This window comes from Streptomyces sp. NPDC031111 (genome assembly GCF_055570675.1).
Genome location: NZ_JBVIGS010000010.1, coordinates 13,757 through 27,664 on the forward strand (window position 1 = coordinate 13,757; position 13,908 = coordinate 27,664).

General features: G+C 73.8%; 13 protein-coding genes. 9 read left to right on the top strand and 4 right to left on the bottom strand.

All coding sequences use genetic code 11. The features are described from left to right. Positions 1 to 215: 215 nt before the first annotated feature. The 4 genes from ACZ470_RS21175 to ACZ470_RS21190 are packed head-to-tail and all read left to right on the top strand — an operon-like array spanning position 216 to position 5,068. Entirely contained in the window at positions 216 to 773 is a 558-nt protein-coding gene (locus tag ACZ470_RS21175; RefSeq protein WP_468429258.1) for a 2Fe-2S iron-sulfur cluster-binding protein, read from the top strand. Beyond that, on the top strand, positions 770 to 1,762 hold the full coding sequence (locus ACZ470_RS21180) for an FAD binding domain-containing protein (RefSeq protein WP_468429260.1): 993 nt from the start codon (positions 770 to 772) through the stop codon (positions 1,760 to 1,762). The genes ACZ470_RS21175 and ACZ470_RS21180 overlap by 4 nt, the downstream gene beginning before the upstream one ends. After that, on the top strand, positions 1,759 to 3,891 hold the full coding sequence (locus ACZ470_RS21185) for a xanthine dehydrogenase family protein molybdopterin-binding subunit (RefSeq protein ID WP_468429262.1): 2,133 nt from the start codon (positions 1,759 to 1,761) through the stop codon (positions 3,889 to 3,891). The genes ACZ470_RS21180 and ACZ470_RS21185 overlap by 4 nt, the downstream gene beginning before the upstream one ends. Continuing rightward, the gene (locus ACZ470_RS21190) at positions 3,884 to 5,068 is read left to right on the top strand and encodes an XdhC family protein (RefSeq protein ID WP_468429264.1); all 1,185 of its coding nucleotides are present in this window, start codon (positions 3,884 to 3,886) and stop codon (positions 5,066 to 5,068) included. Before ACZ470_RS21185 ends, ACZ470_RS21190 begins: the two co-directional genes overlap by 8 nt. Positions 5,069 to 5,180: 112 nt before the next feature. Here the strand turns inward: ACZ470_RS21190 and ACZ470_RS21195 are convergent, their stop codons facing one another. After that, on the bottom strand, positions 5,181 to 5,744 hold the full coding sequence (locus ACZ470_RS21195; RefSeq protein ID WP_468429265.1) for an NAD(P)H-dependent oxidoreductase: 564 nt from the start codon (positions 5,742 to 5,744) through the stop codon (positions 5,181 to 5,183). Positions 5,745 to 5,864: 120 nt separating this feature from the next. Here ACZ470_RS21195 and ACZ470_RS21200 point away from each other — a divergent pair, with 120 nt between their 5' ends. The 3 genes from ACZ470_RS21200 (at position 5,865) to ACZ470_RS21210 (ending at position 9,145) form a co-directional block, all read left to right on the top strand. Then, positions 5,865 to 6,527, top strand: a complete 663-nt coding sequence (locus ACZ470_RS21200; RefSeq protein WP_468429267.1) for a TetR/AcrR family transcriptional regulator — start codon at positions 5,865 to 5,867, stop codon at positions 6,525 to 6,527. 59 nt (positions 6,528 to 6,586) lie between these two features. Then, on the top strand, positions 6,587 to 7,624 hold the full coding sequence (locus ACZ470_RS21205; protein ID WP_468429269.1) for a LacI family DNA-binding transcriptional regulator: 1,038 nt from the start codon (positions 6,587 to 6,589) through the stop codon (positions 7,622 to 7,624). 87 nt (positions 7,625 to 7,711) lie between these two features. Beyond that, positions 7,712 to 9,145 (top strand): aldehyde dehydrogenase family protein, encoded by a 1,434-nt coding sequence (locus ACZ470_RS21210; protein WP_468429271.1) that lies wholly within the window; start codon positions 7,712 to 7,714, stop codon positions 9,143 to 9,145. A gap of 10 nt (positions 9,146 to 9,155) precedes the next feature. Here ACZ470_RS21210 and trxA read toward each other — a convergent pair whose 3' ends face one another. Then, a complete protein-coding gene (gene trxA / locus ACZ470_RS21215) occupies positions 9,156 to 9,548 on the bottom strand; it encodes a thioredoxin (protein ID WP_468429272.1) in 393 nt (130 codons plus the stop codon). Positions 9,549 to 9,666: 118 nt separating this feature from the next. Here trxA and ACZ470_RS21220 point away from each other — a divergent pair, with 118 nt between their 5' ends. Beyond that, positions 9,667 to 11,112 carry a dihydrolipoyl dehydrogenase family protein gene (locus tag ACZ470_RS21220; RefSeq protein WP_468429274.1) on the top strand — a complete coding sequence of 482 codons (1,446 nt, stop codon included), beginning with the start codon at positions 9,667 to 9,669 and terminating at the stop codon, positions 11,110 to 11,112. Between the two features lie 186 nt (positions 11,113 to 11,298). Here the strand turns inward: ACZ470_RS21220 and ACZ470_RS21225 are convergent, their stop codons facing one another. After that, entirely contained in the window at positions 11,299 to 11,943 is a 645-nt protein-coding gene (locus tag ACZ470_RS21225; RefSeq protein WP_468429276.1) for a peptide deformylase, read from the bottom strand. A gap of 126 nt (positions 11,944 to 12,069) precedes the next feature. Here ACZ470_RS21225 and ACZ470_RS21230 point away from each other — a divergent pair, with 126 nt between their 5' ends. Further along, positions 12,070 to 13,479 (top strand): PepSY-associated TM helix domain-containing protein, encoded by a 1,410-nt coding sequence (locus ACZ470_RS21230; protein ID WP_468429278.1) that lies wholly within the window; start codon positions 12,070 to 12,072, stop codon positions 13,477 to 13,479. 50 nt (positions 13,480 to 13,529) lie between these two features. Here the strand turns inward: ACZ470_RS21230 and ACZ470_RS21235 are convergent, their stop codons facing one another. After that, on the bottom strand, positions 13,530 to 13,877 hold the full coding sequence (locus tag ACZ470_RS21235; protein WP_468429280.1) for a tetratricopeptide repeat protein: 348 nt from the start codon (positions 13,875 to 13,877) through the stop codon (positions 13,530 to 13,532). Positions 13,878 to 13,908 lie beyond the last annotated feature (31 nt).

Below are 13,908 nucleotides of genomic sequence, written 5' to 3' on the forward strand. Positions count from 1 at the left end.
TGTCCACTACGTTTTCGAGTAACGGACAGCTGTCCGCTTCGGGTCCATCGTATCGGCGGACACGGACGGCGCGGGACGGCCGGTGGCATGCCCCGGGACGACCGGTTTCCGCGCCCTCCCGCTCTCCCACATGTTCCCGAACGCCCCCACCCTCCGTACAGCACTCCCGCGTCACCGACTCGTCCGCCTTCCAGATCCGTGAAAGAAGGCTGCTCATGGCCCCCTCGACGTCCAGCACCGTCACCCTGAACATCAACGGCGAGAAGCACACGCTGTCCGTCGACCACCGCACCACCCTGCTCGACGCCCTGCGCGAGCGCCTCGACCTGACCGGCACCAAGAAGGGCTGCGACCACGGACAGTGCGGTGCCTGCACGGTCCTGGTCGACGGCCGCCGCACCGTGTCCTGCCTGCAACTGGCCGTCGCGTCCGACGAGCGGGAGATCACCACCGTGGAGGGCCTGGCCGACGGGGACCGGCTGCACCCGGTGCAGCAGGCCTTCCTCGACCTGGACGGCTTCCAGTGCGGCTACTGCACCCCCGGCCAGATCTGCTCGGCCGTCGCCGTCATCCAGGAGCACGCCGCCGGCTGGCCCAGCGCCGTCACCGAGGACGTACGTCCCGAGGCGGAACCGCCGCCCCTGACCCCCGAGGAGATCAGGGAGCGCATGAGCGGCAACCTGTGCCGATGCAGTGCCTATGTACAGATCGTCGAGGCGGTCGCCCGCGCCGCCGAGGAGACCCGCACCGAGACCGAGGAGGCCGCGGCATGAGGGAGTTCGACTACCGGCGCGCCGACGACGTCAGCGGCGCGGTGGCGCTGCTCGACGCCGACCCCGACGCCCGCTACCTCGGCGGCGGCACCAACCTCGTCGACCTGATGAAGAACGGCGTCGAGCGCCCGGCCCGACTCGTCGACGTCCGCACCCTGCCGCTGGACCGGATCGAGCCGACCGGCGACGGAGGACTGCGCGTCGGCGCCACCGTCACCAACAGCGACCTCGCCGCCCACCCCGGGATCCGCCGGAACTACCCCGCCCTCACCCAGGCCGTGCTCGCCGGGGCCTCCGGGCAGCTGCGCAACATGGCCACCGTCGGCGGCAACCTGCTCCAGCGCACCCGCTGCGGCTACTTCACCGACGTGACCAAGCCCTGCAACAAGCGGGCGCCGGGCAGCGGTTGTCCCGCCGTCGAGGGCGAGCACCACAACCACGCCGTCCTGGGCGCCTCCGACCACTGCGTGGCCGTCCACCCCTCCGACATGGGCGTGGCACTGACCGCCTTCGACGCCGTCGTCGAGTACGAAACAGCCGACGGACCGGGCGCGTTGCCGCTGGCCGACTTCTACCTGCCGGTGGGCGACACCCCGCACCGGGAGACCGCCCTGCCGCCCGGCGCGCTGGTCACCGGCGTCACCCTGCCGCCCGCGCCGGTCGCCGCCCGCTCCCGCTACCGCAAGGTCCGCGAACGCGCCTCCTACGCCTTCGCGATCGGCTCGGTCGCCGCCGCCCTCGACGTGAGCGGCGGAGTCGTGCGCGAGGCCCGTCTCGCCTTCGGGGCGGTCGCGTCCCGGCCCTGGCGGGCCCACGCCGCCGAGCGCGTGCTGACCGGTGCCCCGGCCACCGCGGAGTACTTCGCGGCGGCGGCGGACGCCGAACTCGCGGCCGCCAGGCCGCTGCCCGACAACGCATACAAGGTGACACTCATGCGCAACCTCGTGGTGGCCGTGCTGTCCGAACTCGCCGAGGAGGCCGCCCGATGACCACCGCCCCCACCGGCGCCGCGACGCTGACGGGCGCCGTCGGCACCGCGCACACCCGCGTCGAGGGCCGCGACAAGGTCACCGGCGCCGCCCGCTACGCCGGCGAGATCCCCTTCGCCGACCTCGCCCACGGCTGGCTGGTGCTGTCCACCGTCGCCCGCGGCCGGATCCTGGCCGTCGAGGCCGACGCCGTGCTCGGCATGCCGGGCGTGATCACCGTCCTGCACCACGGGAACGCCCCGCGCCTGGAGACCGACTACATCGGCCTGCTGGGCGTCCCGCCGGACCCGACCGCCGCGGTCTTCCAGAACGACCGGGTCCCGCACGCGGGCTGGCCCGTCGCGCTCGTCGTCGCCGAGACCTCCGAGCAGGCGCGGGAGGCCGCCGAGGCGCTCGTGGTCACCTACGAGCAGGAGCCGCACGACGTCGAGCTCTCCGCCGACCGCCCGGACGCCTACCCGGTGGACGGACACATGCCCGGAGTGACGGAGAAGGGCGACCTGGAGGCCGAACTCGCCTCCTCCGCCCACGTGGTGGACGCGGAGTACACCACGCCCGAAGAACACCACGGCATGATGGAGCCGCACGCGGCGACCGCCCTGTGGGACGGCGGCCGGCTCGAGGTCGTCGACTCCAACCAGGGCACCACCTGGGTCGCCGACGAACTCAGGCGGATGTTCTCCCTGGACGCGTCCGCGGTGCGGGTGCGCTCCGAGCACGTCGGCGGCGGCTTCGGCAGCAAGGGCGTACGCGCCCACCAGGTGGCCGCCGTGATGGCCGCCACCGCGTTGCAGCGGCCGGTCCGCGTCGTACTGACCCGCCGCCAGATGTTCTCGCTCACCGGCTACCGCAGCCCCACCACCCAGCGGGTCCGGCTCGGCGCCGACGCCGACGGACGGCTGCGCGCCCTGGACCACCGCTCGCTGAACCAGACGTCGACGGTCTGGGAGTTCGTCGAGCCGAGCGCCGGTGTGGCGCGGGTGATGTACGACGCCGACGCCCACCGCACCTCGAACGAGGTCGTACGGCTGGACGTGCCCTCCCCGACCTGGATGCGCGGGCCGGGCGAGGCGCCCGGGTCGTTCGCCCTCGAGGCGGCGCTCGACGAACTGGCCGAGCGGTGCGGCCTCGACCCGATCGAGCTGCGGCTGCGCAACGATCCCGAGCGCGGCCCCGTGTCCGGGCTGCCGTTCAGCGGCCGCAACCTCGCGGCCTGCTTCCGGGAGGGCGCCCGCCGCTTCGGCTGGTCCGGCCGCGACCCGCGCCCCGGTGTGCGCCGCGACGGCCGCTGGCTGCTCGGCACGGGCACGGCGGCGGCCTCCTTCCCCGCGGGCTCCATGCCGTCCACGGCCGCGGTGACCGCCGAGCCGGACGGCACCTTCACGGTGCGGATCTCCGCGGCCGACATCGGCACCGGGGCCCGTACCGCGCTCACCCTGGTCGCCGCCGACGCGCTGCGGGTGCCGGTGGAGCGGGTCCGGGTGCACATCGGCGACAGCGACTTCGGCCCGGCGATGATCGCCGGTGGCTCCATGGGCACCCGTTCCTGGGCCTGGGCGGTCACGGCCGCCGCCGAGGAACTGCGGGAGCGGCTGGTGCCGGGCGGCACCGTGCCGCCGGAGGGCATCACCGTGCGGTCCGACACCACGGCCGCCATCGGCGCCCTCGCGCAGAAGGAACGGCACTCGTTCGGCGCTCAGTTCGCCGAGGTGGCGGTGGACGTCACCACCGGCGAGGTGCGGGTGCGCCGGATGCTCGGCGTCTTCGCCGCGGGCCGGATCGTCAACCCGCTCACCGCGCGCAACCAGCTCGTCGGCGGCATGACCTGGGGCATCTCCATGGCGCTGCACGAGGAGGCGGTCCGCGACCGCGCCTCGGGCGGCCTCTACGGCGCCGATCTGGCCGGCTACCACGTCGCGACCCACGCGGACGTGCCGGAGGTCGAGGCGTACTGGGTCGACGACCCGGACCCCGACGACCCGGTCGGCATCAAGGGCATCGGTGAGGTCGGCATCGTCGGCGCCGCCGCGGCCATCGCCAACGCGGTCTGGCACGCGACGGGCGTACGCCACCGGAACCTGCCCATCCGTCCGGACCGGGTGCTGCGGGCGGGAGGACCCGGTGTTTGACATCGCCGGTGAGCTGCGCCGCTGGCTGACCGAGGGGCGGGAGTTCGCCGTGGCCACGGTGGTGTCCGTGGGCGGCAGCGCGCCGCGCGGCCCCGGCGCGGCGCTCGCCGTCGACAGCGAGGGCACGGTGATCGGCTCGGTGTCCGGTGGCTGTGTGGAGGGCGCGGTGTACGAGCTGTGCGAGCGGGCCCTCGCCGACGGCGAGGCCCGTGTCGAGCGGTTCGGCTACAGCGACGAGGACGCCTTCGCCGTGGGTCTGACCTGCGGCGGGGTCATCGACATCATGGTGACCCCGGTCGGCGCGCAGGCCCCCGCCCGGGAGGTGCTCGGGGCGGCGCTGTCGGCCGTCCTGCGGGGCGGGCCGGGGGCACTCGCCCGGGTCGTCGAGGGCCCGGCGGAGCTCCTCGGCAGGGCCCTGTTCGTCCACCCGGACGGGTCGTACGAGGGTGGCCTCGGCGGGGCCACGGAGCTGGACCGGGCGGCGGCCCGGGAGGCGGGGGCCCTGCTGGAAGTCGGCCGCACCGGTACGGTCGCGGTCGCCGAGGACGGGTCGTACTGCCCCGGCGGGCTGACCCTGTTCGTGGAGTCCTCGGTGCCGCCGCCCCGCATGATCGTCTTTGGCGCGATCGACTTCGCGGCGGCGCTGGTGCGGACCGGCAAGTTCCTCGGCTACCACGTCACGGTGTGCGACGCGCGGCCCGTGTTCGCGACCCGGGCCCGCTTCCCGGAGGCCGACGAGATCGTGGTCGACTGGCCGCACCGCTATCTGCGGGGCACGGAGACCGACGCGCGCACGGTGCTGTGCGTCCTCACCCACGACGCGAAGTTCGACGTACCGCTGCTGGAGGTGGCCCTGGGGCTGCCGGTGGCGTACGTCGGGGCGATGGGGTCCCGGCGCACCCACACCGACCGGGAGCGTCGGCTGCGGGAGGCGGGTGTGGGGGAGCGGGAGCTGGCTCGCCTCCGCTCTCCGATCGGCCTCGACCTCGGTGCGCGTACGCCGGAGGAGACGGCCCTGTCCATCGCGGCGGAGATCGTCGCTGCGCGCAGGGGTGGCACGGGTGTGCCCCTGACGGGCTCGGGGGCGCCGATCCACCGCGACGGGCGGTCCGCGGCGGCGGCTGCCCGAGTTGCCGCTCGGAGCGGCGGACATCACACCGCCGGCCGTGCCGGGTGAGTGGTGTTCGCCCCCGCCGCCCCTCCCCTTTCCGTCCCCGGGGGCGCTGCCCCCGGACCCCCGCTCCTCAAACGCCGGAGGGGCTGATGCTCAGCCCCTCCGGCGGTTTGGATCAGGCCGCGGCCGGCTCGCCCGCGTGGGTGTGCAGGTGGGTGATGACCTCGGTCAGCTGCTGGGCGACCTCGTTGTCGTCGGCCGGGTGGACGTCGGTGAAGCGGGTCACGGAGCCCGGGATGGAGAGCTTGACGTCCTCGATCACCTTGCCGCCGGCGATGCCCACGGCCTTGCGGGCCTCGTCGTGGGCCCAGACGCCGCCGTACTGGCCCAGGGCGGTGCCGATCACGACGACCGGCTTGCCGCTGATGGCGCCGGCGCCGTAGGGACGGGACAGCCAGTCGATGGCGTTCTTCAGGACGGCCGGCATCGTGCCGTTGTACTCCGGCGTGAAGAGCAGCAGCGCGTCGGCGCCCGCGGCGGCCTCGCGCAGCGCGGTGGCGGCGGCCGGGACGGTGCCCTCGACGTCGATGTCCTCGTTGTAGAACGGGATCTCCGCGAGCCCCTCGTAGAGCGCGACCTCGGCGCCCTCGGGAGCGAGCTTCACCGCGGCCTCGGCGAGCTGGCGGTTGTGCGACCCGGCACGAAGGCTGCCGACGAGGGCGAGGATACGAACAGACATGGGGAACTCCAGGGGGCGATGAAATACTGCCGAAACAATCCGGACCGGGGTCCGCTTCTCGTTTGTAGCACTTTAACCGGACCGTGGTCCAGTTTCTTCCCGATGCCTTAGGCTGGCTTCATGTCCGCCGCGCCGCCGCCCGCCCCGGCACCCCAGGACCCCGTCGAGCCACAGGAGTTGCTGCAACTCGGCTTCGACGTCGACGAGCCCTGCCTGCGTGCCGACGCCGCACGCAACCGGGCCAGGCTGCTGGAGGCGGCCGCACTGCTCGTGGCCGAGCGCGGGGCCGACAGCATCACCATGGAGGAGGTCGCCGCGGCGGCCCGCGTGGGCAAGGGCACGGTCTTCCGCCGCTTCGGCGACCGCACCGGACTGCTCACGGCCCTCCTCGATCATTCGGAGAAGAAGCTCCAGGCCGCGTTCCTCACCGGACCCCCGCCGCTCGGGCCGGGCGCGCCCGCGGACGAGCGGCTGCGGGCCTTCGGTCTCGCGATGCTCCGCCGTACCTCCGACGAGCTGGAGCTGCAACTGGCGGCCGAACCGGAACCGGGCCGCCGCTTCACCAGCGCGCCCCGCCGCGTCCTGCGCCATCACGTCACGCTGCTGCTGCGCGAGGCGGTCCCGGACGCGGACTGCGAGGTCCTCGCCCACACGCTGATGGCCCAGCTCGACCCCGCCCTGATCCACCATCTGACCCGGCAGTGCGGCATGCCGCTGGAGCGGCTGGAGTCCGCGTGGGTGGACCTGGTCGACCGGGTGACGGCCCCGGCGGCCTCCGGCTGACCGTCCCAACTCACCCGGCTGGGCGCTCCGTTACCGCTTCTGGAAGGATGCGGTACGTCATGGTGCAGATACCGAACCCGCCCGCGCCCGCGTCCCCCGCACCGACGCGCTCCGTACCCACGAGCGCCGATGTGGCCCGCCTGGCCGGCGTCTCGCGCGCGACCGTCTCCTACGTCCTGAACAACGCCGGCGCCGTCCGGATCAGCGAGCCCACGCGCCGCAGGGTCCGCGAGGCCGCCAGAGAGCTCGGGTACGTGCCGCACGCGGCGGCCCGCAGCCTGCGCGCCGGACACAGCCACACCGTGCTGATGCCCGCGCCCGCGTTCCCCGTCGGACCGCTCTACAGCCAGTTCATCAACGACCTCCAGGGCGCCCTCGCCCGACTGGACTACACGGTCGTGCAGTACGGCACCGTCGGCGTGCACGACGACGAGGCCGCCCGCGCCTGGGCGGAACTCCGCCCCGTGGCGGTCCTCGTCCCCGGCTCCGGGCTTGGCCCGCGCGGCGTCGAGGTGCTCAAACGCTCCGGGGCGCGGGCCGTGGTCACCCTGGGCCCCGAGTCCGTCGAGGGCGCGCACGCCCTCCTCATGGATCACGACGTCGTCGGCCACTGCGCCGGCGCGCACCTCTTCGACCGGGGCCGCCGCCGGATCGGCGTGGTCGTCCCGAGGGAGCCCGGCCTGGAGGCATTCTCCGCGCCCCGCCTGGCAGGTGTGCGCGCCGCCCTGCGCGGCACCGACGCCACGGTCACCGAGCTGCCGCTGGCCTACGACGAGGGAGCCGCCGCCCGGCTGGCCGCCCGCTGGCGCGCCCTCGGCCTCGACGCCGTGTTCACGTACAACGACGAGTACGCGATGCTGCTGATGCGGGCCCTCCAGGACGCGGGCGTCCGCATCCCGGAGGAGACCGCCCTGGTCGGCGCCGACAACCTGATGCTGGGCCGGCTGCTGCGGCCCCGGCTGAGCACCGTCCACCTCGAACTGCCCACCGGCCGCGAGCTGGCCGAACTGGTCGACCGCGCGGTGCGCGACCCCGCCGCCGCGCCCGAGGCCCACAAGGTGCTCGGGGCGTCGGTGGTGCGACGCGAGTCCAGCTGACAAGGTGGAGGACGGTGGAGCAGCCGCGACAGGACGCGCCAGCCCGTGGACGCGCCCGGCGCACCGGTGACCGATCGGAGAGCCGTCATGACGTTGCCCGACCTCACCAGCCGGCAGTCCCGCCGGCTCACGGGAGACGAGTACACCGTCACCGAGCCCGCCACCGGTGACGCCCTCGGCACCGTCACCCTCGCCACCGCCGAGGACGTCGCGGCCGCCGCCGAGGAAGCCCACGACGCCCAGGCCGCCTGGGCCAAGGCCCCGCACTTCGCCCGCGCCGGAGTGCTCCGCAGGGCCGGCGACCTGTTCGCCGCCCACGCCGGGCTGCGGGAATGGCTGATCCGCGAGGGCGGCAACATCCCCGGCAAGGCGGACTTCGAACTGCATGTCGCCGCCCAGGAGTGCTACGAGGCCGCCGCCCTCGCCTCCCGCCCGGCGGGACAGGTGCTGCCCACCGAGGAGCCCCGTCTGTCGTACACGCGACGTGTGCCGGTGGGCGTGGTGGGCGTGATCTCCCCCTTCAACGCCCCGCTGATCCTCTCCATCCGCTCCGTCGCCCCGGCCCTGGCACTCGGCAACGCGGTCGTCCTCAAACCCGACCCGCGCACCGCCGTGTGCGGCGGACTGGCGCTCGCCGCGGTCTTCGCCGAGGCGGGACTTCCCGAGGGACTGCTGCACGTCCTGCCCGGGGGAGCGGAGGCCGGCCAGGCACTCGTCGCCGACCCGCACGTCCCCGTCCTGTCCTTCACCGGCTCCACCGGTGCCGGCCGCGCCGTCGGGGAGACCGCGGGCCGCCATCTGAAGCGGGCACACCTGGAACTCGGCGGCAACTCCGCCCTGATCGTGCTGGAGGACGCCGACCTCGACGCGGTGATCTCCACGGCCGCCTGGGGCTCGTTCTTCCACCAGGGCCAGATCTGCATGACGGCCGGACGGCACCTCGTCCACGCCTCGCTGTACGACGAGTACGTCGACCGGCTCGCCGCCAAGGCGAACTCGCTCGTCGTCGGCGACCCGCACCGCGAGCAGGTCCATCTGGGCCCGCTCATCGACGGTACCCAGCTCGCCAAGGTGCACGGCCTGGTCGAGGCCAGCACGGCGGGCGGCGCGAAGCTCGCCGCCGGTGGCACCCACGACCGGCTCTTCTACCGGCCCACGGTCCTCGCCGACGTCGGCGACCTCACCCCCGCGTACACGGAGGAGGTCTTCGGCCCCGTCGCCCCCGTACGCCCCTTCGCCACCCCGGACGAGGCCGCCGCCCTGGCCGCCGCGAGCCCCTACGGACTCTCCCTCGGCGTCGTCACCCGGGACCCGGCACGCGGGCTGCGACTCGCCGAACGCGTCCCGACGGGCATCGTGCACATCAACGACCAGACCGTGAACGACGAGGCCGTCGCCCCCTTCGGCGGGGTCGCCGGTTCCGGCACCGGTGCCCGCTTCGGCGGCGACGCCAACCTCGACGCCTTCACCGACCTGCGCTGGACGACGGTCCGCGGGGACGTCGCCCAGTACCCGTTCTAGCCGCGCTCGTTCAGGCGTTCGGCGCGCCGTCGCCCTGCTGGGCCTGCTGTTCGGCGATCTGCTTGCGGACGTCGTCCATGTCCAGCTTGCGGGCCTGCCCGATGACGTCCGTCAGAGCGGCCTCGGGCAGCGCACCCGGCTGGGCGAACACCGCGACCTGGTCGCGCACGATCATCAGCGTGGGGATGGACTGGATGCCGAACGCCGCGGCCAGCTCCGGCTGCGCCTCGGTGTCCACCTTGCCGAACACCAGGTCCGGGTTCTCCTCCGCCGCCCGCTCGTACACCGGCGCGAACTGACGGCACGGACCGCACCAGTCCGCCCAGAAGTCGATCAGCACGAACTCGTTGTCCGTGACCATCTGGTCGAAGTTCTCCTTGGTGAGCTCCACGGTGCTGCTCATCGCGTGTTCCCTCTTCCTGGTGTCGGGCGAAGCCGTCGGCACAACACGGCCGGCCGGTCACGTATTCCGCGCCCCTACCCATGTGGCCACAGCGCACACCAGCCACCAGACTGACGCCATGACGGAAACGCAATCGACGCATTCGGAATCAACCGCCTACGACGTCGTGGTGCTCGGCGCCGGGCCCGTGGGCGAGAACGTCGCCGACCGCACCCGAGCCGCCGGGCTGACCACCGCGGTCGTGGAGAGCGAACTGGTCGGCGGCGAGTGCTCCTACTGGGCGTGCATGCCCAGCAAGGCCCTGCTGCGGCCGGTCCTCGCCCAGGCCGACGCCCGCCGCCTCCCCGGACTGAGCCGGTCGGTCCAGGGACCCCTGGACGCCGACGCCGTGCTCGCCCGCCGGAACTCGTTCACCTCCGAGTGGAAGGACGACGGCCAGGTCCAGTGGCTGGAGGGCACCGGGGCCGATCTGTACCGCGGCCAGGGACGGCTCACCGGCCCGCGCACCGTCACCGTCACCGGTGCCGACGGCGGCCGTCAGGTCCTCACCGCCCGGCACGCCGTCGCCGTCTGCACCGGCAGCCGCGCCCAGCTGCCCGACCTGGCAGGACTCACCGAGGTCAGGCCCTGGACCAGCAGGGAGGCCACCAGCGCCCGGTCCGTGCCCGGCCGGCTGATCGTCGTCGGCGGCGGTGTCGTCGCCACCGAGATGGCCTGCGCCTGGCAGGCCCTCGGTTCCCGGGTCACCGTCCTCGTCCGCGGCAAGGGCCTGCTGAACCGCATGGAGCCGTTCGCCGGGGAGATGGTCGCCGAGTCCCTCACCGAGGCCGGCGCGGAGATCCGCACCGGCACCTCGGTCAAGTCGGTGACCAGGGAGAACGGCACCGTCCAGGTCGTCACCGACAGCGGAGACCGGATCGAGGCCGACGAGATCCTCTTCGCCACCGGCCGCGCCCCGCGCACCGACGACATCGGCCTGGAGACGATCGGTCTGGAGCCCGGCTCCTGGTTGACCGTGGACGACAGCCTCCGCGTCACCGGCCACGACTGGCTGTACGCCGTCGGCGACGTCAACCACCGCGCCCTCCTCACCCACCAGGGCAAGTACCAGGCCCGGATCGCGGGCGCCGCCATCGTCACCCGGGCGTCGGGCGGGACCGTCGACACGGACGACTGGGGCGCGCACGCCGCCACCGCCGACCACGCCGCCGTCCCCCAGGTCGTCTTCACCGACCCGGAGGCGGCCGCCGTCGGCCTCTCCCTGGCCGAGGCGGAACAGGCGGGCCACCGCGTCCGCGCCGTCGACGTCGACCTCTCCTCGGTCGCCGGCGCCGGCCTGTACGGCGACGGCTACAAGGGCCGCGCCCGCATGGTCGTCGACCTCGAGGACGAGATCCTGCGCGGCCTCACCCTCGTGGGCCCCGGCGTGGGCGAACTCATCCACTCCGCGACCATCGCCGTCACCGCCCGGGTCCCGGTCGCCCGCCTGTGGCACGCAGTGCCGTCATACCCGACGATCAGCGAGGTCTGGCTACGCCTCCTGGAGGCCTACCGCGACGCCTGACCTTCCAGCCCGTCCAGCCCCTTTCAGCCCGTCCGGCGTTCGAGGACGAGGCCCGAAGGGCCGAAAGGGGGTCTGGGGGCGCAGCCCCCAGGGACGATGGGGGTCCCCCCGCTCGAGCGAAGCCGAGAGTGGGGGAGGGAAGGGGCGGCGGGGGCGAACCACCCCCAGGGACGGATCAGTGCGAGCTCACGGCAGCTCGAACCCCAGCTGCCGTGCAGCACCATCCGGCGCCGCCTGCGCCCACCGCTCCGCCACCGCCCTGTCGGACGACAGCGACCGCGGCTCGGCCCGATCGAGGTACAACACCCCGTCGAGGTGATCCGTCTCGTGCTGCACGATCCGCGCGGGCCACCCGGAGAACACCTCGTCCACCGCCCGCCCGCGCTCGTCCTGCCCGGTCAGCCGCACCTCGGCCGGCCGCGCCACCACCGCCTGATACCCCGGCACGCTCAGACATCCCTCGAAGAACCCGACCCGCCGACCGCCGACCGGCTCGTACGAGGGATTGACCAGCACCCGGAACGGCTGCGGCACCCGCCCGCGCACGAGGCGCACCTCCTCCGGCACCGGCGCCGGATCCTCGATCACCGCGATCCGCAGCCCCACCCCGACCTGCGGCGCGGCCAGTCCGACACCCGGCGCCGCGTGCATGGTGACCCGCAGCGCCTCCACGAACCGGGCCAGCAGAGCGGGCCCCAGCTGTCCGTCGTACGGCTCGGTGCCCCGACGGAGCACCGGATCACCGGCCGCGACGATGGGCAACGGCCCCTCGGTTGCGAGCAGTTGCTCGACCCGTTCGGCCAAGGGCGCGCGATCGTTCGGAGTTCCCATCCCGTCAGGATCGCACGCCCTTCACATGTGGCACAGGTCACACACACTTCCCGGGAACCCGGCGCCCCGCCGCGCCGACTACTGCACCACCACGCCCGCCCCCACGTCCCCGGGAGAACCCCACCGATGACCACCGCTCCCTCGACCACCACGGACGAGGCACCCCAACCCCCCGCCCCCGCACCGGAGAACGGCATCCGGGCCGCCCTGCGCCCCCTCGTCCTGCGCCTGCACTTCTACTCGGGCGTCCTGGTGGCGCCCTTCCTCCTCGTCGCCGCCGTCACCGGCCTGCTGTACGCCGCCTCCTTCCAGGCCGAGAAGATCGTCTACGACCATGAGCTGACCGTCCCCGTCGGCGACCGCAAGCTGCCCGTCTCCGAGCAGGTGGCCGCCGCCCGCGAGGCCCACCCCGAGGGCACCATCGCCGCCGTACGCCCCTCACCCGAGGCGGACGCCACGACAAGGGTGATGCTGGCCGGCACCCCGGGTGTGGACCCCGATCACACCCTGGCCGTGTTCGTCGACCCCTATACCGCCGAGGTGCGCGGCGAGTTGGAGCAGTACGGTTCCACGGGCGCGCTGCCCCTGCGCACCTGGATCGACGAGTTCCACCGCGATCTGCACCTCGGCGAACCGGGCCGCCTCTACAGCGAGTTCGCGGCCAGCTGGCTGTGGGTGATCGCGGGCGGCGGCCTCGTGCTCTGGTTCTCCCGGCGCCGTGCCCGGCGCAAGCTGCGCGGCACCGGCGGACGGCGCCGTACGCTGGCCCTGCACGGCGGCGTCGGCGCGTGGGCTGCGGCCGGCTTCATCTTCCTCTCGGCGACCGGCCTGACCTGGTCCACCTACGCCGGCGCGAACATCGGCGAGCTGCGCGCCTCCCTCGGCCAGGAGACCCCCTCGGTGTCGGCCGCGGCGGCCGGGGAACACGCGGGCCACGGCGCGGCCGGCGGTGCGGAGGGCGACGCGGCCCACGGGGTCGGCCTGGACAAGGTCCTCTCGGCGGCACGGGCCGAGGGCCTGGGCGACCCGGTGGAGATCGTGCCGCCCGCCGACGAGAAGTCCGCGTACGTCGTGCGGCAGATCCAGCGCAGCTGGCCCGAGAAGCAGGACTCGGTCGCCGTCGACCCGGCCTCCGGGGAGGTCACCGACGTCCTGCGGTTCGCCGATTACCCGGTCCTCGCCAAACTCACCCGCTGGGGCATCGACCTGCACACCGGCAATCTGTTCGGCCTGGTGAACCAGATCGCCCTGATGGCCCTCGCCCTCACCCTGATCCTGCTGATCGTCTGGGGCTACCGCATGTGGTGGCAGCGGGGGAGGGGCTCCGCCTTCGGCCGCCCGATCCCGCGCGGCGCCTGGCAGCGGGTACCGCCGTACATACTCGTCCCCCTGCTGGCGCTGATCGCCGTACTGGGCTACTTCGTCCCGCTGCTCGGCATCCCCCTGGCGGCCTTCCTGGCCGTCGACATCGTGCTCGGGGAGGTCGCCCACCGCCGGGGACGGCGGACGTACGGAGGCGACGCGGCGGCGCGGTGACGCACGGGTGCCCGGCTCCCACGCGGGGGAGCCGGGCACCGGATCCGTCGCTACTCCTCGTCGAACGCGCCGCCCAGCGCGGCGGCGATCCGCAGGTGCGGCTGGGCCTCGTCGTCCCGCCCCTGCCGCTGGAGGGTGCGCCCGAGCATCAGCCGGGCGTAGTGCTCCACCGGGTCACGCTCCACGATGACCCGCAACTCCGCCTCCGCGCGCCGCAGTTGCGCCGAGTGGTAGTAGGCACGCGCCAGCAGCAGCCGGGGTCCGGTCTGCTCCGGCACCTCCTCGACCAGCCCGTCGAGCACCCGCGCGGCGGCCGCGTAGTCCTTGGCGTCGAAGAACATCCCGGCCCGCTCCCAGCGCTCTGCCGGCGTCCCGTGGTCGTAGTACATCGTGTTCACCGTGACCTCCTTCGACGCCGACAACGGACCG